This is a genomic window from Terrimonas rubra (assembly GCF_042686025.1).
Taxonomy (GTDB): domain Bacteria; phylum Bacteroidota; class Bacteroidia; order Chitinophagales; family Chitinophagaceae; genus Terrimonas; species Terrimonas rubra.
On record NZ_JBHUOZ010000001.1, the window covers coordinates 1,297,354 to 1,316,847 of the forward strand.

At 42.3% G+C, this 19,494-nt stretch carries 15 protein-coding genes; 5 read left to right on the forward strand and 10 right to left on the reverse strand.

Annotated features, from left to right (window positions below; all coding sequences use genetic code 11):
* Positions 1–75: 75 nt before the first annotated feature.
* The 5 genes from xylA to ACFS6H_RS05555 form a co-directional block, all read right to left on the reverse strand.
* Complete coding sequence (gene xylA, locus ACFS6H_RS05535; RefSeq protein WP_386096092.1) at positions 76–1,404, reverse strand: xylose isomerase; 1,329 nt, start codon at positions 1,402–1,404, stop codon at positions 76–78.
* A gap of 59 nt (positions 1,405–1,463) precedes the next feature.
* On the reverse strand, positions 1,464–2,933 hold the full coding sequence (locus ACFS6H_RS05540) for a xylulokinase (RefSeq protein WP_386096094.1): 1,470 nt from the start codon (positions 2,931–2,933) through the stop codon (positions 1,464–1,466).
* Between the two features lie 100 nt (positions 2,934–3,033).
* Positions 3,034–4,206 (reverse strand): mannonate dehydratase, encoded by a 1,173-nt coding sequence (gene uxuA / locus ACFS6H_RS05545; RefSeq protein WP_449343072.1) that lies wholly within the window; start codon positions 4,204–4,206, stop codon positions 3,034–3,036.
* Positions 4,207–4,228: 22 nt separating this feature from the next.
* Positions 4,229–4,978 carry an SDR family NAD(P)-dependent oxidoreductase gene (locus tag ACFS6H_RS05550; protein WP_386096096.1) on the reverse strand — a complete coding sequence of 250 codons (750 nt, stop codon included), beginning with the start codon at positions 4,976–4,978 and terminating at the stop codon, positions 4,229–4,231.
* Between the two features lie 22 nt (positions 4,979–5,000).
* Complete coding sequence (locus ACFS6H_RS05555; RefSeq protein WP_386096098.1) at positions 5,001–6,038, reverse strand: LacI family DNA-binding transcriptional regulator; 1,038 nt, start codon at positions 6,036–6,038, stop codon at positions 5,001–5,003.
* Between the two features lie 540 nt (positions 6,039–6,578).
* Here ACFS6H_RS05555 and ACFS6H_RS05560 point away from each other — a divergent pair.
* The 5 genes from ACFS6H_RS05560 to ACFS6H_RS05580 all read left to right on the forward strand — a co-directional run bounded on the left by ACFS6H_RS05560 (position 6,579) and on the right by ACFS6H_RS05580 (position 13,345).
* The gene (locus ACFS6H_RS05560; RefSeq protein ID WP_386096100.1) at positions 6,579–8,249 is read left to right on the forward strand and encodes a sodium/sugar symporter; all 1,671 of its coding nucleotides are present in this window, start codon (positions 6,579–6,581) and stop codon (positions 8,247–8,249) included.
* Between the two features lie 224 nt (positions 8,250–8,473).
* Entirely contained in the window at positions 8,474–9,556 is a 1,083-nt protein-coding gene (locus ACFS6H_RS05565; RefSeq protein WP_386096102.1) for a glycoside hydrolase family 43 protein, read from the forward strand.
* A 173-nt stretch (positions 9,557–9,729) separates the two neighbouring features.
* The gene (locus ACFS6H_RS05570; protein ID WP_386096104.1) at positions 9,730–10,941 is read left to right on the forward strand and encodes an endo-1,4-beta-xylanase; all 1,212 of its coding nucleotides are present in this window, start codon (positions 9,730–9,732) and stop codon (positions 10,939–10,941) included.
* A gap of 324 nt (positions 10,942–11,265) precedes the next feature.
* Positions 11,266–12,906, forward strand: a complete 1,641-nt coding sequence (locus ACFS6H_RS05575) for a glycoside hydrolase family 43 protein (RefSeq protein ID WP_386096106.1) — start codon at positions 11,266–11,268, stop codon at positions 12,904–12,906.
* 4 nt (positions 12,907–12,910) lie between these two features.
* Complete coding sequence (locus tag ACFS6H_RS05580; protein ID WP_386096108.1) at positions 12,911–13,345, forward strand: nuclear transport factor 2 family protein; 435 nt, start codon at positions 12,911–12,913, stop codon at positions 13,343–13,345.
* Positions 13,346–13,441: 96 nt separating this feature from the next.
* Here the strand turns inward: ACFS6H_RS05580 and ACFS6H_RS05585 are convergent, their stop codons facing one another.
* The 5 genes from ACFS6H_RS05585 to ACFS6H_RS05605 all read right to left on the reverse strand — a co-directional run bounded on the left by ACFS6H_RS05585 (position 13,442) and on the right by ACFS6H_RS05605 (position 19,145).
* Complete coding sequence (locus ACFS6H_RS05585; RefSeq protein WP_386096110.1) at positions 13,442–14,209, reverse strand: lamin tail domain-containing protein; 768 nt, start codon at positions 14,207–14,209, stop codon at positions 13,442–13,444.
* Between the two features lie 11 nt (positions 14,210–14,220).
* Positions 14,221–15,483 carry a hypothetical protein gene (locus ACFS6H_RS05590; protein WP_386096112.1) on the reverse strand — a complete coding sequence of 421 codons (1,263 nt, stop codon included), beginning with the start codon at positions 15,481–15,483 and terminating at the stop codon, positions 14,221–14,223.
* A 17-nt stretch (positions 15,484–15,500) separates the two neighbouring features.
* Positions 15,501–16,862 carry a hypothetical protein gene (locus ACFS6H_RS05595; protein ID WP_386096114.1) on the reverse strand — a complete coding sequence of 454 codons (1,362 nt, stop codon included), beginning with the start codon at positions 16,860–16,862 and terminating at the stop codon, positions 15,501–15,503.
* A complete protein-coding gene (gene dctA, locus ACFS6H_RS05600) occupies positions 16,840–18,165 on the reverse strand; it encodes a C4-dicarboxylate transporter DctA (RefSeq protein ID WP_386096116.1) in 1,326 nt (441 codons plus the stop codon). Before dctA ends, ACFS6H_RS05595 begins: the two co-directional genes overlap by 23 nt.
* 77 nt (positions 18,166–18,242) lie before the next feature.
* Complete coding sequence (locus ACFS6H_RS05605) at positions 18,243–19,145, reverse strand: hypothetical protein (RefSeq protein WP_386096118.1); 903 nt, start codon at positions 19,143–19,145, stop codon at positions 18,243–18,245.
* Positions 19,146–19,494 lie beyond the last annotated feature (349 nt).

Genomic DNA, 19,494 nt, shown 5'->3' on the forward strand with positions numbered 1-19,494 from the left:
AAGAGTTCGTTTGAAAGCAATAAAAAAGCCATGTTCAGTTACGGTTGTAGCTGAACATGGCTGGTATAGATACAATTAAATAAAACGGTTGATGATATTTTCCAGGTATTCCTGCCTGCCGCTGATCATGGCAGGTTCGCCATTGCTCAGGGCAAAATTTCTCAGGTCTTCCAGGCTTAATTTACCGGCTTCAAAATCTTTACCGGCACCGCTGTCAAAGCTGGCATAACGATCGGACCTGATTTTTTTATAATCCGAGTTTTGTAAAATATTATCGGCCACTACCAGGGCACGGGCAAAATTATCAATGCCGCCGATATGAGCGTGGAACAGGTCAGCCGGGTCGGTAGAGTTACGACGGATCTTGGCGTCAAAATTAATACCACCGCCTGCAAAGCCACCGCCTTCTACAATCACCAGCATCGATTCAACCAGTTCGTTCAGGTTATTGGGGAACTGGTCAGTATCCCAGCCGTTTTGATAATCACCGCGGTTAGCATCAATGCTACCTAAGGTATTGGTATCAACGGCAACCTGTAATTCATGCTGGAAGGTATGGCCTGCCAGGGTAGCATGGTTTACTTCCAGGTTCAGTTTAAAGTCATTTAACAGATCGTACTGGCGCAGGAAACCGATCACGGTCTCCGCATCATAATCATACTGGTGTTTACTGGGCTCACATGGTTTAGGTTCAATAAAGAATGTGCCGGTAAAACCGTTTTTACGGGCATAATCTTTTGCTGTATGTAAAAAACGGGCAAAATGTTCTTTCTCTCTTTTCATATTGGTGTTCAGCAAACTCATGTAACCTTCACGACCACCCCAGAAAACATAATTCTCACCACCTAAAGCAATGGTTGCATTTAAGGCAGCCTGTACCTGTGCAGCACCGTGTGCCAGCACATGAAAATCCGGATTGGTAGAAGCGCCGTTCATATAACGTTCATGACTGAATAAATTAGCAGTACCCCATAATAATTTAACACCACTGTCTGCTTGTTTCTGTTTTAAATAAGCCGTAACAGCTTCCAGTCTTTTTTCATTGTCAGCTATATTGTTGGTATAGTCCACTACATCCACATCATGAAAACAGTAGTAGGGTAAACCAAGTTTCGTAATAAATTCAAATGCGGCATCAGCTTTGTCTTTGGCCCTTTCTACAGCATCTTCCTTTTTATCCCAGGCAAAAAAATGAGTACGGCCTCCAAAGGGATCGGCGCCACTGCCGCAGAAACTATGCCAGTAGGCTACGGCAAAACGTAACCACTCTTTCATGGATTTTCCGGCTACTACTCTTGTTTCATCGTACCAGCGGTATGCCAGTGGGTTATCACTTTCCAATCCCTCATATTTTATGGCGGGTATCCCTTTAAAATACTCCTGTTGTCCTACTAAAACGCTCATGATATCTTGTTTTTATATTTTAATCGAATAACTTTTTACAAATAACAATTAACCTGTTTTTACACCGGCAAGCCGGCTTTCCAAAACGCATACAGGTCTTCGTAACGGTTGTCTTGCTCCGGTTCAATCACGGCAATGGGCTTTGTATTTTTAAAAGCATTGACTTCATTTAATATGCCCAGGCCGATACCTGCACCAATGGCGGCCCCTGTGCTGCCATCATTTTTATGCAGTTCAACCGGTACCTGTGTGGTATTCACAAATACACGGTTAAACACCTCGCTTAAAAACATATTGGACGAACCGGCCCGGATGATTTTGGGAGCGATACCATTTTCCCGCATAATATCAATACCATACCGCAAGGCAAACACAATGCTTTCCTGTATAGCACGGTAAATATGTGCTGTGCCATGAATATTCAGATCCAGGTTTTTAAAATGAGCGCCAATAATGCGGTTGTTAAAAATTCTTTCCGCGCCATTACCAAAAGGATATACTGATAATCCGTTGCTGCCTGCTTCTACCGTGGCTGCTGCATCATTCATTTGCCGGTAAGTAATATGCTGACCGCCGGTTAATTTTTTTATCCAGCTGTTCATAATACCACAGCCATTAATGTTTAATAACACGCCAATACGTTGCTGTTGCGTCGTATGATTTACGTGGGCAAAGGAATTAATACGCGATTGCTGATCATATACAAGCTGGTCGCTTACAGCATACACTACCCCGGAAGTGCCGGCTGTTGCCGCTACCTCACCGGGGTGTAGTACATTTAAAGCTAAAGCATTATTGGGCTGGTCGCCCGCTTTGTAGGTAACCGGTATGCCGGTACTTAATCCTAATTCTTCTGCTACCGTTTTTTGTAATTGTCCGTGCGTGGTAAATACTTCCTGTATCTCGGGTATCAATGTACTGTCAAAACCAAAATAATTTAATACATCGGCAGACAGGCTTTGGTTTTTAAAATCCCAGAACACGCCTTCGCTTAAGGCTGATACGCTGGTGTTGATCTCCCCGGTAAGTTTCATGTTGATATAATCACCGGGCAACATGATCTTGGCAATGCGTTCGTAAACCTGCGGTTCATGCGCCTTTACCCAGGCAAGCTTGCTGGCGGTAAAATTGCCTGGTGAGTTTAATAAATGCGATAAGCTTTTTTCATGCCCGATGGTGTCAAAGGCTTTGTTGCCTATTTCAACGGCACGGCTATCGCTCCAGATAATACTGTTACGCAACACATGCTGCTGATCGTCCACTGCTACAAGGCCATGCATCTGGTAGGCAATACCAATAGCAGCAATCTCTTTCGGGTTATACTTGCCGGTAGCATTGGCTTTTAAAATGGCCTGCTGCGCATCGCTCCACCATTGTAAGGGCGATTGTTCGGCAAAGCCGGGTTGTGGCGATATAACACCGGTTTCTGTTTCAGGGTATTGTACATTGGTCACTGTTTGGCCCGTATGCGCATCAAATACTGAAACTTTTACCGACGATGTTCCTATATCTAGTCCTAATAACAACATGTTTATAATAATATTTTGAACTGTTCTGTCTTGCTGCAGGCAGTGGCAAACTCTAATTGCTCCCTGTTCCCTGACATTGTCACTTGTCCATCGTCAATTGTCAATTGTTCAATGATCGTTGGATACCTAATTCCAGTCCACGTAACTCGGCCAGTCCTTTTAAACGGCCAATAGCAGAATACCCCGGGTAAGTTTTCTTCACCAGGTCATCCAGCATCTGGTGACCATGATCGGGACGCATATGAATAGCTTTATTATACTTCTTCATAGCCAGTACAATTTCTTTCACCACCGCATACATATCCACATCACCATCCAGGTGATCCGCTTCAAAAAAATTACCTTCTTCATCACGGCGGGTACTGCGCAGGTGTAAAAAATGAATATGCTGTCCCAGGCGTTGTATCATGCCTGCCAGGTCGTTATCGGCACGTACGCCGTAAGAGCCGGTACAAAAACACAGGCCATTGGCAGGTGAGGGGCAGGCATTGATAATTGCTAATGCATCCGCTTCGGTACTCACAATACGCGGCAGGCCTAAAATAGGATAAGGCGGGTCATCGGGGTGAATAGCCATCTTTAACCCCAGCTTTTCGGCAACGGGTACTACCTGTTGTAAAAAATAAAACAAATGTTGTTGTAAACGTTCTGCATTAATGTTGGCATAACCCTGTAAAGCCTCTAATATCTGCTCCCGGGTAAACTGTACTTCGCTACCGGGCAAACCCAGCAGGGTATTGCTGTACAGGCGTTTTTTTTCTTCTTCATCGGCCTGCTGAATATAATCGGTGGCTTTTTGTATGGTGGCTGCATCATAATCCTGTTGCGCATTGGGGCGTTGTAACAGGAACATATCAAAAGCGGCAAAGGCTGCTTTATTGAAATACAGGGCCTTTGCCCTGTTCGGCAAGGTATAGTTTACATCGGTGCGCATCCAATCCAGTATGGGCATAAAATTGTAGGTCACTACTTTTAAGCCGCAGGCCGCTACATTTTCTAAACTGGTTTTATAATTTTCTATCTGTTGTAAAAAATTACCGGACTGTCTTTTAATATCCTCGTGCACAGGCAGGCTTTCAATTACCTCCCAGTTAAGGCCTGCAGCTTCTACTTCCTGTTTACGTTTGTTGATCTCATCAACGGTCCATACTTCGCCTACCGGCACATGGTGCAGGGCGGTTACAACACCGGTGCAGCCGGACTGGCGGATATCCCAAAGACTAACGGGATCATTAGGCCCGTACCAGCGCATGGTGTGAATCATTGTTGTCATACTTACTACTTCCTTCTTTTTTTTAAAATCCTATACTATTACCACCGTCAACGGGCAGTACTACACCTGTAATAAATTTTGCCTGTTTGGTTGCTAAAAACAAAGCGGCTTCACCAATATCGGCAGGCTCACCCATAATACCCATGGGGGTACGGGCAAATACCCTTTGTTTGCGCTCGGGATCACTGTTCAATGCGGCGGCGGTCATATCGGAATAAATAAATCCAGGTGCAATACAGTTCACTCTTATTCCTTTCGGTGATAATTCTACAGCCATGGCACGTGTCATACCTTCGATAGCGGTTTTGGATGCACTATAGGCAATTACTTTGGGTAACCCGTACTGTGCCGCCATGGAACTGATATTAATAATGCTGCCGCTTTGTTTGGGCAACATCTTTTTCACCACTTCACGGGAAACAGCAAAAACCGCCAGCAGGTTGGTTTGTATTACCTGGGCAAATTCCGCATCGGTTACTTCGGTAAATTCTTTTTTATAATTAACCCCCGCATTATTTACCAGTATATCAATGCGGCCGTAGGTATCGTATATATTTTGTATTAACGGGGGTATAGCAGCCAGGTTATCCAGGTCGCAGGGTATGGCGGCTGCCAGTTCGCCCAGTTCTTCTTTTGCTTTTTGCAACTTCTCCGCATTACGGCCTATGATGATGGTAAATATGTGCTGCCTGACAAAAGCCCCTGCTATGGCTAAACCCAGACCTGAGCCTCCGCCTGTAACAATGGCAACTTTTTGATTTGTTTGATTCATATTATTTGGTATAGGTACCTGTTTATTTTTGTGACGGTTTCTTTTTTAAAGTAGACTCACGGATGATGAGCTCCGATTTGATGATTATTTTATTGGTCAGCGCCAGGTTTGATACACCCTGTAAATGATTCACGAGATTGCGGGCCGTTATTTCGCCCATCTCTATACCGGGGTAATCGATGGTGGTTAGTTTTGGCGAAACAATTTTTCCTACGGCATCATTATTAAAGCCGGCCACTGCTATGTCTTTGGGAATATGTACCCCATTATCCTGCAGGGTACGCATGAGCACGGCGGCACAAAAATCGTTACTCACAAAAACAGCATCGGGTCTTTTACGCATGGCCAGTATCTGCATGGCAGCCTGTATACCGGCCTCCTCGGAAAGCTGGTTGGTAATGAGGAGGTCTTTATCGTAGTTTAATTTATTATCCTTTAGTGCCTGCTGGTAACCTTTAAACCTTTCCGAATATACGTTACGTTCCAGGCTGGCGGTTACATGCATGATACGTTTGCATCCCTGTTTGGCCAGGTGACTGGTAATATCATAAGCCGCCCTGTAATTATTAATAATTACCTGGGCAAAATCTGTATGCTCAAAAACCCGGTCGAAGAAAATAACGGGGATACCTTTTTTAAAAAAAGGATCAAAATGGTCCAGGTTCTCCGTATCAAAAGCCAGGGATGCGATCAGGCCGTCTACCCGTTTATGAAAAAGGTTATGCGCATTGGCAATTTCTTTTTCCTTTCTTTCCGATGAGTGGGCAATGATGATATCATAACCGGCTTCGGTAGTTACTTTTTCAATACCTGCCAATACTGAGGTGATGAAATTACTTTTCAGTTCGTGTACCAGTACACCAATGGTATGTGTATTCCCTTTCCGTAGATTACTGGCAAAGTTGTTAGAGCGGTAGCCCATTTCCATTGCCATATCGTTAACACGCTTCCGTGTTTTTGCATTGATGGCCGGGTTATTATTAAGCGCCCGGCTCACTGTTGCGGCCGAAAGACTTAGTTTTTTTGCAATATCGTATATGGTAATATCTGGTTGCGTCATAATATATTGTTACAATCGCTTGCACATTTGTACAAGTACAAAGTAAAAGATTATTTTCAATTTTTTATGCAATCGGTTACATTTTTAATTTCTTTTTCCTACTTTAGCATCCGCGTCAAAGAACGATTGGGTATAATATGCTGGCATACCAGACAGTTACTATACGAATGCTTTTCCTGTACATTGCCGGTCAGGTTAAAGTTTGTATGCAATTAAATCGTAACACCTCAGAGTAACGGATAGTGAAAAGGTAGGGTATGATTACCGGTGGCATCCTGTACTATGCTGGTTAAGTGTAGCAGTGGTAATTGATAAGGAGGGGCAGATCATATATAGTATATCTATATTATAAAGTCCTTCAAGGGTGTTGGTAAATGAGTTTGTATAATAACGATGCACAAATAAACTAACAGTTGTTTAACCAGGAATAATTAAAATTTAACATTTTCAGCAATCAGCACTGATTTTAAATATATTTGGAAGATTATCATCAGGCAAACCAAAACGGTACTGTCAATTTTTTAAAACATTAATTGTTGTATGAATAATTTATCCACCCCAGACATCATTGTCTTCCTGATTTACTTTGTATTCATTGCTGGTTATGGTTACTGGATCTATCATCGCAAGAAAAAGGCGGTTACTGATACCAAGGATTTTTTCCTGGCCGAAGGTTCTTTAACATGGTGGGCAATTGGTGCATCACTCATCGCCTCTAATATTTCCGCAGAGCAATTTATAGGCATGAGCGGGAATGGCTTTACAATGGGGTTGGCTATTTCTACATATGAATGGATGGCCGCGGCAACGCTGATTATTGTGGCAGTATTTTTTATACCCGTGTTCTTAAAAAATAAGATATACACTATGCCGCAATTCTTACACCAACGGTATAACAGTACCGTTGCAATGATCATGGCGGTATTCTGGTTATTATTATATGTGGTAGTAAATCTTACGTCTATTCTGTTCCTGGGTGCATTGGCTATCAGTAGTATCTCGGGTATCAGTATTACGGCCTGTATGATATTCCTGGCGGTATTTTCCATACTGATCACACTGGGTGGTATGAAAGTAATTGGCTATACGGATGTAATACAGGTATTCTTTTTAATACTGGGTGGTTTGGCTACTACTTATCTCGCCCTGGATTTGGTAGGCGAGGAGTTTGGCAGCAGCGGGGCACTTGCAGGTTTAAAAGTTTTAACGGAAAAAGCTGATGATCATTTCCATATGGTCTTCTCAAAAGATAATCCATTCTTTAGCAGTCTGCCCGGTTTAACGGTATTGATCGGTGGTATGTGGATCGTGAACCTGAATTACTGGGGTTGTAATCAATACATCACACAGCGTGCTTTGGGCGCCGATTTAAAAACTGCCCGCAGCGGTATTTTATTTGCAGCCTATTTAAAATTATTAATGCCGATCATCGTGGTGTTACCGGGTATTGCGGCTTATGTATTGTACCAGAATGGTCATTTTCAGCAGGAGATGGTAGTGAACGGAGAATTATTACAGGACAAAGCTTATCCTACCTTATTGAACCTGTTAGGCCCGGGTTTAAAAGGACTTGCCTTTGCAGCCTTAACGGCAGCTATTGTAGCATCACTGGCAGGTAAAGCTAACAGTATTGCCACCATCTTTACATTAGACCTGTACAAAAAGAAAATAAAACCTGAAGCTACAGAACAGGAGCAGGTAAAAGTTGGCCGTATTGCCGTAGTGGTATCTATGTTGATAGCGGTTGGTATTGCACCATTCCTGGGTATTGATAAAAAGGGAGGATTTGAATTTATACAAGAGTATACAGGGTTTGTATCACCGGGTATTTTCGCTATGTTCCTGCTGGGCTTCTTCTGGAAAAAAACAACCAGTAATGCAGCCATGTTTGCAACAATAGGTGGTTTTGCATTCTCCATTTTATTTAAGTTCTTACCCACTATGGTTGACCTGGAGTTTTTACACCAGTTCGGTTTTGCAGTTGCAAATAAGGAAGGCGTATTTGAAATTCCGTTTCTCGACCGCATGGGCTTTGTATTTATTATTGCAGTTATAGGTATGGTGCTGATAAGCCTGTACGATAATAAACGAGGTGTAGTGACTACCCCAATGGAAGTAGATAGCAGGATGTTTAAAACCACTCCGGCCTTTACAATTGGATCACTTATTGTGATAGGTATCTTACTGGCCCTGTACACTATCTTCTGGTAATGGTTAAATGATATTACAATTGTTTTTTAAGGTTGTAGTTCAGGTTAATTAAAATTATGTTACCGGCTGTAGTACTGCTGGCATCATTCACCGGGCCTGTTCCGGCAAATGACCAGGAACGCCTGTATCCGGGTTTATAATATAGTAATACCGGGGAGCACTTTGTTTAAAATATAGAGTGTTTCCCGGTATGTTTTATTTAACGATTTCAATAATTACAGATCATGAAAAAGATACAATTTAACCTGACCTTTTTTTTAGTCGTTACTGCTGCAGCCTGCAGCAACAGGTATCAAACAAATAATCATACTGCAGCTAATAAAGCGGATACAGTGCAAAGTAAATATATCAACCAGCCACTGGTTAGCCATATCTATACGGCTGATCCTTCGGCCCATGTATTTAACAACCGTATCTATATTTATCCTTCGCATGATACGGCCACCGGTGCACCCGGTAATGAACAGGGCGATCATTTTGATATGATGGATTATCATGTATTTTCTATGGATGGTGTCGGGAGCAAAGTAACTGACCATGGTGTAGCATTAAGTTTAAAAGATATTCCCTGGGCAGGCCGCCAGCTTTGGGCGCCTGATGCGGCCTATGCCAACGGAAAGTATTATTTATATTTTCCTGCAAAAAACAAACAGGATATTTTCCAGATTGGTGTGGCTGTGAGTGACAAACCGGAAGGGCCGTTTAAGGCAGCAGCCGAACCGATTAAAAATAGTTTCAGCATGGATCCGGCAGTTTTTGCGGATGATGATGGCAGCCATTATATGTATTTTGGGGGTATCAGCGGCGGACAATTGCAGCGTTGGGATAATAACGTGTATCATGCAGACGCTACTAATAAATACGGGGAGGAGCTGGCTGTTTTACCACGAATGGCCCGGCTGGGCAAGGATATGTTAAGTTTTGCAGAACCGGTAAAAGAAATAAAAATCGTAGATAAGAACGGAAATCTTTTTAAAGCAAAGGACAACGATAAACGATTTTTTGAGGCAGCCTGGGTACATAAATACAAAGGCCGGTACTATTTCTCCTATTCTACCGGCGACACCCATAATATCTGTTATGCCATTGGCGATAATCCCTATGGACCATTTACCTACCAGGGTATTATTTTACACCCGGTAGAAGGCTGGACCAATCACCATTCTATTGTACAATTTAAAAATAAATGGTACCTGTTTTACCACGATGTACAGTTAAGCGGTCATACCCATTTGCGGAATATAAAAGTAACCGAACTGACATATAATGCCGATGGTACTATTGTTCCCATTAAAGCAATGAAATAGCGATGTATTGATGCTTTATGATGTATGCTAGGGGTGTATTAACCTGTCTTCACAGCAGGCTGTATAATAAGCAGGATATAAAGTGTAAACAATTATATTGACCACCGGTACCCCTTTTTTAAAATGGCGGTAAACCAGGTAATAACCCCGGATATTAAAACTGATCTGAATAAATGAAGTGCTTATTTACAATTTTGTCACCGGTTATCACAGCTTTTATCATAACAGTTGCTTTGCTGCATAGCCCGGTAAACAAAAACTTACTATCGCAACATAGTTCCACTTTAATAGATATGCCCGAGAAAACGGGAGAGCCAGACCTGCTAACCTATCCATCACCGGCCTTATTGAATCATGCAGGTGTATCAACCTCCCAGGTATTAACTTTAAAAGAAGCGTACCGCGGTTATTTTGATATAGGTGTTGCCGTAAGCGGCCGGGCACTGAAAACAGATGAAGGTGCTTTTATATTGCAACAGTTTAACAGCCTTACGGCAGAAAACGCCATGAAACCCGGCGTATTACAACCCAAACAAGGCGTATATAACTGGCGTGAGGCCGATAGCATTGCAGCTTTTGCCAGGCGAAATGGGTTGAAACTGAGAGGGCATACGCTCTGCTGGCACCAGCAGGTGCCGGCCTGGTTTTTTTATGATGCCAACAATAACCTGGTGAACAAAGAAGAATTGTTACGCCGGTTACAGGAACATATTACGACAGTTGTAACCAGGTATAAAGATGTAGTATATGCCTGGGATGTGGTAAATGAAGTGATATCGGATAACCCTGCTGAAGTTTACCGTAATAGTTTATGGTACCAGATAGCCGGGGAGGATTTTATCAGTAAGGCATTTGAATACGCTCATGCGGCAGATGAAAGAGCGCTTTTATTTTATAATGACTATAACGAGATCAGCGCAACAAAACGTGCTAAGATCATTACCATGATAAAAAACTTACAGCAAAAAGGGGTACCCATACATGGTGTGGGCTTACAGGCACACTGGTCTGTTACCGAGCCTGTAGAGGAACAGCTGGATGCAACACTGGAAGACTTCAGTAAACTGGGATTAAAAATGCATATTACCGAATTAGATGTATCGGTACACAAAAAAGAACATAATGCCAGGCAACGTTTGCCAACGGATAGTGATACACTGTATACAACAGAGAAAGAAACAGCTCAAACCGTTGCGTACAAAATGTTTTTCCGCTTATTCAGGAAATACCGAAAATATATCAGTAGTGTTACTTTCTGGAATATCAGCGACCGCCACAGCTGGCTGGATTATTTCCCCGTAAACAAACGAAAGGATTATCCTTTATTGTTTGATAAAAACCTGCAGCCAAAGCAAGCTTATTGGGAGGTTGTGAAGTTTCAATAGTTCAAAGTTCAAATGTTGAAATGGTTTAAAGTTAGGAGGTTCAAGAAGTTCAAATGTTCAAGAGGTTTAAAGCTTGAGATTCGTATTATGCTCATGTATTACTATTAACGAATAACCATTAACTAAATACCCGGGATACCGCTCTTAGATCTCACTTCTCGGATCTGACTTCTTAGATTCCAAATCATAAATCGTTAAATCAACAATCTTAAATCCTATTCTGTATGCTGATAACGATTGCGTAAGTTTTTCAATACCCTTGGTCTTTTTTTAAGATATTGAGCATCATATTATTACTTTGTAAAAGTAGAATAACGAAAGCTTATGTCATTACTACGCAACACGTTTGCCTGTCTGCTTGCTGCATCACCATTATTTGTGTCGCAGGTAAAGGCACAATCCGATAATTATGTTTCCAATGTGTGGGTGGCCGATAATAAAAACGGCACTTATAAAAATCCCATCCTGAATGCTGACTACAGTGACCCGGATGCTATACGGGTAGGTGATGATTATTATATGATCGCCTCCAGCTTTGACCAGGTACCGGGTTTGCCCATCCTGCATTCAAAAGATCTCGTGAACTGGAAACTCATTGGACATGCGCTGGCTAAACAACCGCCTTATGATGTATACAATACCGTGCAGCATGGTAATGGTGTATGGGCACCAGCCATCCGCTATCATAAAGGTGAGTTTTGGATATATTTTCCCGATCCGGAGTTTGGTATTTATGTTACCAAAGCAAAAAATGCTACCGGGCCCTGGTCAGAGCCCGTATTGGTGGAAGCAGGTAAAGGTCTTATCGATCCATGTCCGTTCTGGGATGAGGATGGCAAAGTATATTTAGCCATGGCTTATGCGGGCAGTCGTGCCGGCTTTAAAAGTATTTTAGCCATTAAGGAAATGAATGCCGAAGGAACCAAAGTAATTGGCGACCCGGTATTGATCTTTGACGGCAACCCGGATCATAAAACGGTGGAAGGTCCTAAGATCCATAAACGCAATGGTTATTATTATGTGTTTGCGCCGGCAGGCGGTGTGGCTACCGGCTGGCAGTTGGTATTGCGTAGTAAAAATATATACGGACCTTACGAACATAAAATTGTAATGGACCAGGGAACAACATCGGTAAATGGTCCGCACCAGGGCGCCTGGGTAAATACACAGACCGGCGAAGACTGGTTTGTACATTTCCAGGATAAGGATGCTTACGGACGTGTGGTGCATTTACAGCCCATGAAATGGGTGAACGACTGGCCGGTGATTGGTGAAGACAAAGATGGGGATGGGAAAGGTAACCCGGTGATGGTATATAAAAAGCCGAATGTAGGCAAGGGGCCTTACCCGGTAGTTACACCGGTTGAATCGGACCAGTTCAACGAACCCCAACTGGGTTTGCAGTGGCAATGGGCAGCGAACTACGATCAGCGCTGGGGCTTTGTTACAGGCCGCCTGGGTTATTTAAGGTTATATGCTTTTAAAAACGATGATACTACCCGTTCTTTATGGAACAGGCCTAACAGGCTCACGCAAAAATTCCCGGCCGATAATTTTAAAGCTACCATTAAGCTGAAATTCAACCCCAAATTCGAAAACGATAAAGTGGGTTTACTGGTAATGGGCCAGAGTTATGCTTATATCGGTATTCGTAAAACGAAAGACGGCAATTTTATCAGTTATGTAAATAATAAAGCCGCTAATAAAAAGGGCAGGGAAGAAGAGCTGTTGATGGATGCTGTAAAAAGCGATGATATTTATTTACGGGTGGAGGTGAAAGAAAAAGGTATCTGTACTTTCAGTTATAGTTTCGATAATAAGAAATTTACCATTATACCCCGTACATTTACAGCTACACCCGGACAATGGATCGGTGCCAAAGTAGGCATGTTTTGTACATCGGAAACCAAAACCAATGATGCCGGTTATGCGGATATTGACTGGTTTGTTATTGATAAAAACTAAACAAATGAAAAAGATCACATTATTAACTATCCTGTTTTGCCTGTTCGCAACAGTTATTATGGCACAGGATAAATCAGTGAGACAGGTAGAAACAGTTGTAGAAAAATTGCGCCTGACCATGATCGATCCGGATGAATCGGTATTGAACAAACTGGCATCAGATAAACTGACCTATGGTCATTCCAGCGGTAAGGTGGAAGATAAAAATGCTTTTGTGCAAACCCTGGTGACAGGTAAATCTGATTTTGTTTCCATCAGTTTCACCAATCAAACCATACAGGTGGTAGGTTCTACTGCTATTGTACGCCATCGTTTAGATGCCGCCACCAATGATGGCGGAAAGCCCGGCACCGTAAAGCTGGATATTGTCCTGGTATGGGTTAAAGTAAAGCATAACTGGCAGCTATTGGCGAGGCAGGCGGTGAAAGTATTGAATTGATAAATAAAAAAACACGCTCAGCAGCGTGTTTTTTTATAAGCATTTATCTGGTAATATACCCTGTGTTAAATGGTATATTGAATAGTAGGCCTGTTCTTAATTGGTAGGAAGTCCTACATTATTATATTTCCAATCCCTGTCGGCAGATAATTCCCATTCCCCATCTATTGGGGTTGTTCCCTTAGCCAGCTGCCAGTCAGTAGTAGGCTTTCTGATGCTTTTCTTTCTCCAGAAGGTCCTGTTACGGGTATCCGTTTCTCCTGCAACTGTCCATATCAGGTTATTTCTTGTACTGGAGCTGCCGGTGGCGGTAAGCCTGCCTGTTAGGGGGCTGCCAAATACATCGATAATTTTATAGGCATTGCCGTTTAAAGTAATACTGCCGGTTGCATCTTTTTTAAGCAATGCAATGGCACTGTTACCACTTAATTGTAAGGGAGTGCTGGCATTAGCCGCAGTGGTACTGGTAGTGCCCCACTCTATATTCCTGGGTACTGCAGTAGTGTTGGCCTGTGGCGAAGCAATTACATAACAGGTATCATGTTTTAAATTACCCGAGAGTGTGATAAAATTACCACCGGGAAAAGTCCAGTCGGCAAGGGTTGTTAAATCGGTACTGGCCTGGTAGCCGATGGCATACTCACCCAGGTTGACCGTTTCTCCTGTTCCGTTATACAGTTCCACATAATGATTCCTGGATGTGCCCGCATTCGGATCCGTATTAATGGCGGTAGCTATTTCCGATAATAATAATTCTGTATTATAATCCTCTCCAGCAGGCGGCACCAGCTCAAAAGCAATTTTTGAAGCGCAGGAACTGATGAAGAGTAATAGTACTGACAATGATATAATATGATATTTCATATGTATGATTTTTATAGTGAAATCTGGACAGCCAGATTGCCTAACCAGCTTTTACTTTTTATACCGTTTTGTTCGCTGGTCAGGTACGATACATTTATACCTGCTCTCAGCGCATTGTTTTTTAAATATTTGTTGACAGTAAACGTGTGCCAGTTTTGTTTTTTAACCAATGACTCAGCTGTATTGAATTCAGGTTCAATATGGGTATACCTGCCTCCTGCAGACCAGCCACTCCGGGTTACATAGGCTGTTTGAACATTAATGGCGCTGCCTGTATGATAATAGGCTGCTGCCATTTCGGGTGTTAACCGGTTACTGGCACTCTGGTTAAGGTATAATTCTTTACCCCGCACAATACTGTTGGTGTATTCTCCAATTAAAGAAAAACCATTCAGTTTAAACATGATATCAGCTACCAGTTTTCCGTAGTCAGCAAAATCTGCCTCTCCTTTTTTATTATAAATACTGTTGATGGTTGTACTTTCTGACCCCATAGGACTGCCGGCTTTAATATTATAACTCCCGGCAATACCTACAGCTAATTTGGGTGTAGGCTCTCTGTATATATCTTCCGCAATGAAGGCATTGTTCTTAATAAAATCGCCCAGGGGTAATATGTCCAGACGACCGCCGTATTTAAAACCGGTATTATTTTGCATATCAAAGAAATTTTGCCCTTCGCCGGTGGTAACGGACACAGAAGGGTATAACTTCCAGCTGCCAAGCGGTATATTCGTTTCCAGGAAGAGACCTCCTTCCCTGGTAGCTCCGACAAAATTTTGCATCAACCCGCCATACACAATACCATCATTGGATTTACCGGCCAGAGTCTGGCCTAAATTATGTGCAAATCGCTCATCGGCCATAGCCAGCCTGTTATTAGTATGGGTTTGACGCTGGCCAATGTATAATTTCCCCTTTTTGTTTAAAACAGAGAAACCGATCCAGCCTTCCAGTATAGGTGTTACACCTGCAAAATCGGTCACCAGGGCCATAGATACTTTATCTCTTAATACGCTCCCGGTAAATGCCAGTCGTACCAGGTTCAGTGAGAGTCTGTTGCTGTTTACAGAATCAATACGGTTATATTGTCCTCCTGCCTGTACGGTAGTTAATATATTAAAAGTATGGGCATTTAATTTTCCCAGCCTGATATATAACCCTTCCCCGGCCACATAGGTAATGGAGGAATCGGCGGGTGGAGCAGTATACTGTGCATCTGACATCGTCAACATGCAGATGTTCATCAGTACGGTTAATAAATATCTTTTCATCTTGGTAAACAGTTTATTTATAATTGAATCGTTGTCATCACCTGTATATTATAATTCCCTTTTGACTCAGCTGTTTTTAAAGTTTGTCTTAGCTGGTCAAAGCCTAATTGCATTTGTAACTTTAGATCGTGCTTTTGCAGGTACTTTGTAATAACCAGGTTATAAAATTTATTATAATCTGCAAATGCAGCAGAATACTCATCGCTTTTCAGTGAGGTAAACCGTGCACCCACAGCAATATCAGAAGGAAATATATAACCTGCCTGTACATTAAGTCCCGAACCCAGGTTTAACCGTGAACGCACCAGGTTTTTGGTTTCAGCAGGTGTCTGGCCTGAACTGTAAGCATTAAATGTACCGTTGAGCCGGAACTCCCCGGTAATTCCGCTGGGTATATTTGCCCTGGTGATGACATAACTTCCCAGGGAGTAAAACCCGTTATACTTAAACATATAATCTGCACCCCATTTTTCGTAGTCGGGTAGTATTACCTTTTGTTTACTGTTTCCATATAACCACCGCCCGCCATTGGTACCCATGGCCGAGGTAGTACCATCGTTATAGCTGTATACTACACCCACAACCAGCTTGGGTTTGCTTTCCCTTGCCAGGTCATCCATATAAAACTCGCCCCCTTCTGCAAACCGGTCAAAAGGCAGGTAATCCAGGCGTATGCCATACTTAAACCCTCCGAAGTTTTTTTGTAACGCAGAACGACTGTCACCGGTAGTTAGAGAAATATAAGGTCTCAGCAAATGTTTGCCCTTTAGCCTGTAGTTTCCTTTATACCTGATACCATAATCAAATATGGCATCGAAGGAAGAAGATATAGCGCTCCTGGTTACAAAACCCAGGTTTTCGCCCTGGAACCTGGTCTCTCTTGAATCAATATAATCGGCCCTTAAACCAATATTAAATACATGGGCTAAACTTCTCCGGTATTCTATATAAGCTTCTTGTAAAGTGGTGTTAAACGAACGGTGTTCGGTGGTGGTGCTTTGGTTATTGGATGGCAGGTTGATCCTTGCCACCAGGTTGATTTTTTTATCCAGGAGATTAGATACCAGTGTTATCCTGGAACGCGGAATACTAAAACCGGAATTGAATTTTGAAAGATTATCCAGGTCCGAATTTACATGCAGCAATGTTTGCAAGGTTGGCCTGATATTTAAAAAAGTATTACCCGATCTTAATGTAAGGCCATCGCCAAGTTTATAGCTTTTTTTCAGCACCACCAGTTGTACAGCCGATTTAGTATCGCTGACTTCTGTTTCGCTGTCATATTCATACTCCATTTCGTCCTGTGCACTGGCATGTATACCCAGGGCACATATACAAAATAGTAATAGTAGAAAGCTATATTTCCTTTGTTTGCACATTGTATATTACATTTTGCGGGTTATCGTTATAACTGTCTGTAGTTATCGCTCTCTCCGGCATAGGTTTTCCTTCTACTACCGAATAATACAACGCTGTATCTATCTGTTTTTCATGTTTAGCAATAATAACAGTGGCTACAGTATTTCCTATAACATTGGTAATAGACCGGGCTTCGCTCATAAAACGGTCGATACCTATTAAGAGTGCCAATCCTTCTACCGGTATCACTTTTATGGCAGCAAGACTGCTGGCCAGTACAATAAAGCCACTGCCGGTAATGCCTCCGGCTCCTTTGCTGGTGATCAGCAATATACCCACTATTGTCAGCTGCTGCCATAGATCAAGGGGAACTTTGAACACCTGCGCCAAAAAAAGTATGGCCATGCTCAGGTAAATAGAAGTGCCGTCAAGATTAAAACTATACCCTGTAGGTACTACCAAACCTACCACGGTTCGCGAACAACCGGCATTCTCCATCTTCATCATTATATTGGGTAACACCGATTCACTGCTGCTCGATCCCAATACGATCAGCAACTCTTCCTTAATATACTTCAATAGCTTTATAATACTCATCTTATAATAGCGCATTAATAAACCCAGCAGCACAAAAATGAAAAATATGGCGGTAATATAAAAGGTGAGCATCAGTTTACCCAGTACAATAATGGTTTCAAAGCCAAATTCACCAATGGTATACAACATGCCTCCAAATGCACCAATGGGGCTTAACCGTGTGATCATATTTAAAATGGTGAACAATACTTTATTTATTCTTTCAAAGCTGCGGGTAACGGGTTTTCCCTCCGTGTCAAGCTTGCTTAAACCTATACCAAATAAAATGGAGAAGACCAGTACCTGTAATATATCGCCTTTGGCAAATGAATCAACAATATTAGAAGGTATCAGGTGAAGAAAAAATTCACTCCAGCTGATCTCACTGCTTGCCGCTACATATTTACTTACATCTTCCGCCTGCAGATTATTGGTCGATAAACCGGACCCCGGTTGAAAAATATTGGCAATGATAACGCCTAACAAAAGGGCAATGGTAGAAACAATTTCAAAATAAATAATGGCTTTACCACCAATGCGCCCGGCTTTCTTTAAACTGCCGGTATTGGCAATGCCAATGGTAATGGTAAAAAAGATCAGGGGAGCGATCAACATTTTGATCAGGCTGATATAACCATGCCCGATCACTTTGCCGGCATTGCTCAGCGATGGGAAAAAATAACCTACGGTAATACCCGCAACCACACCAATCAAAACCTGGACGTATAGTTTTTTTAATATTTTCATTGACAAGTTTTTAATAAACCCGGCTGTTGTGGCCGGTTAAACGAAAGTTTGGTGAAAAAATATATAGATTAGTCCCTTTAGGGCTTACCCGTTGTTTGTTTAACCGGGGTTTTAAAAAATGCGGCAAATGCATACTTACTCATACCCTCGTTGGAGTGGCCTACATTGGGTACAATGGTCAGGGTCCAGTTTAAAAGGGTATTGAGTTCTTTTGCTTTCTGCTCAACGGTCTGGTAATAAAACTTTCCACGTTCAAACCTGTTTTTGCCCTGGGCGTCGGCATCGGCAGAAGCATTAAAATCGCGGGATTCCCGTTCTATATCCTTATCCCCTAATAACAGGTATACTTTTTTGCCCAGAAAACTGATCAGTTGTTCATTGCTCACCGATGATTTTTTTAAACCATACGGGAAAGCCACATTGTTCAATGCGGTGTACCAGCCGGCATTGGCAATAGCAGCGGAGATGACCCTGTTTTGGGTTGCATACATTAAAAAGCGGTGTACAAACTGGGCCCCACCGGAGTGTCCATACATATAATAGTCGGTTACTTTACTACCTGTCATTTTTACCACCGAATCAAACAGCGGTTCTATTAATGAAAAGGTCCAGTCTTCAGGTTTATTAAATACTCTTTTACGCCTGTTATACACATTGCCAAGGTTATACATATCTGCTCCTTCAAAATCCTCCTGGTCAAACTCGGGGGCAATAACCTTACAGCCGAATAAATTGGCCGAGGCAATTACGCCATCCAGGTAAGCCGATGCATCGCGGTGCGCACCATGCAGCAACATAACTACGGGCATGCTGTCGACATTTGCCTTGGGGCTGTAATAAAACACCCGCATCGGGTTTATTTTTCCGTTATTGGTAAAGTAAAAACTGGTCTTACCGGTGGTTTGACTGTTTATCTGTGTATGGGCAGGTAAAATGCCTGCAATAAAAACCAGCCAGGTAATAACAATGCGTACGTACATATCTTTTTTGTTACAGGTTATTTCATTCTTTTACACAACAGGTAACGATAAAGTACTTGGTATATGCCTGTGCTACATGGGGGCACTCCGTACCAATGACAGCTGGCGTCATTGTGTGTAAACAGAGCCGGTAGCTGTCAGGAGGCGGCAGGTAAAATGGAACAAGCAATTATCGTTAAATCTAGCGTTAATGATCCTGGCGGTTATTTTTTAATGGCAAACTAACCGGGCAGAACTTTTTCAACAGGTCTTAAAACTACAGTGCCGTTGCCACAATGCAATCAAAACAGCTCTTCTGAATTATTTCAGAATGTCCTATCTTAGTTTCGGAAATAAAAATTTTGTTTCG

Bases quoted from the DNA above. Each gene is read 5' to 3' on its own strand.
- ACFS6H_RS05560 (WP_386096100.1), top strand. From the start codon at position 6,579: ATGAATAATTTATCCACCCCAGACATCATTGTCTTCCTGATTTACTTT.
- dctA (WP_386096116.1), bottom strand. From the start codon at position 18,165: ATGAAAATATTAAAAAAACTATACGTCCAGGTTTTGATTGGTGTGGTT.
- ACFS6H_RS05550 (WP_386096096.1), bottom strand. From the start codon at position 4,978: ATGAATCAAACAAATCAAAAAGTTGCCATTGTTACAGGCGGAGGCTCA.
- ACFS6H_RS05590 (WP_386096112.1), bottom strand. From the start codon at position 15,483: ATGAAAAGATATTTATTAACCGTACTGATGAACATCTGCATGTTGACG.
- uxuA (WP_449343072.1), bottom strand. From the start codon at position 4,206: ATGACAACAATGATTCACACCATGCGCTGGTACGGGCCTAATGATCCC.
- xylA (WP_386096092.1), bottom strand. From the start codon at position 1,404: ATGAGCGTTTTAGTAGGACAACAGGAGTATTTTAAAGGGATACCCGCC.
- ACFS6H_RS05565 (WP_386096102.1), top strand. From the start codon at position 8,474: ATGAAAAAGATACAATTTAACCTGACCTTTTTTTTAGTCGTTACTGCT.
- ACFS6H_RS05575 (WP_386096106.1), top strand. From the start codon at position 11,266: ATGTCATTACTACGCAACACGTTTGCCTGTCTGCTTGCTGCATCACCA.
- ACFS6H_RS05580 (WP_386096108.1), top strand. From the start codon at position 12,911: ATGAAAAAGATCACATTATTAACTATCCTGTTTTGCCTGTTCGCAACA.
- ACFS6H_RS05555 (WP_386096098.1), bottom strand. From the start codon at position 6,038: ATGACGCAACCAGATATTACCATATACGATATTGCAAAAAAACTAAGT.
- ACFS6H_RS05540 (WP_386096094.1), bottom strand. From the start codon at position 2,933: ATGTTGTTATTAGGACTAGATATAGGAACATCGTCGGTAAAAGTTTCA.
- ACFS6H_RS05595 (WP_386096114.1), bottom strand. From the start codon at position 16,862: ATGTGCAAACAAAGGAAATATAGCTTTCTACTATTACTATTTTGTATA.
- ACFS6H_RS05585 (WP_386096110.1), bottom strand. From the start codon at position 14,209: ATGAAATATCATATTATATCATTGTCAGTACTATTACTCTTCATCAGT.
- ACFS6H_RS05570 (WP_386096104.1), top strand. From the start codon at position 9,730: ATGAAGTGCTTATTTACAATTTTGTCACCGGTTATCACAGCTTTTATC.
- ACFS6H_RS05605 (WP_386096118.1), bottom strand. From the start codon at position 19,145: ATGTACGTACGCATTGTTATTACCTGGCTGGTTTTTATTGCAGGCATT.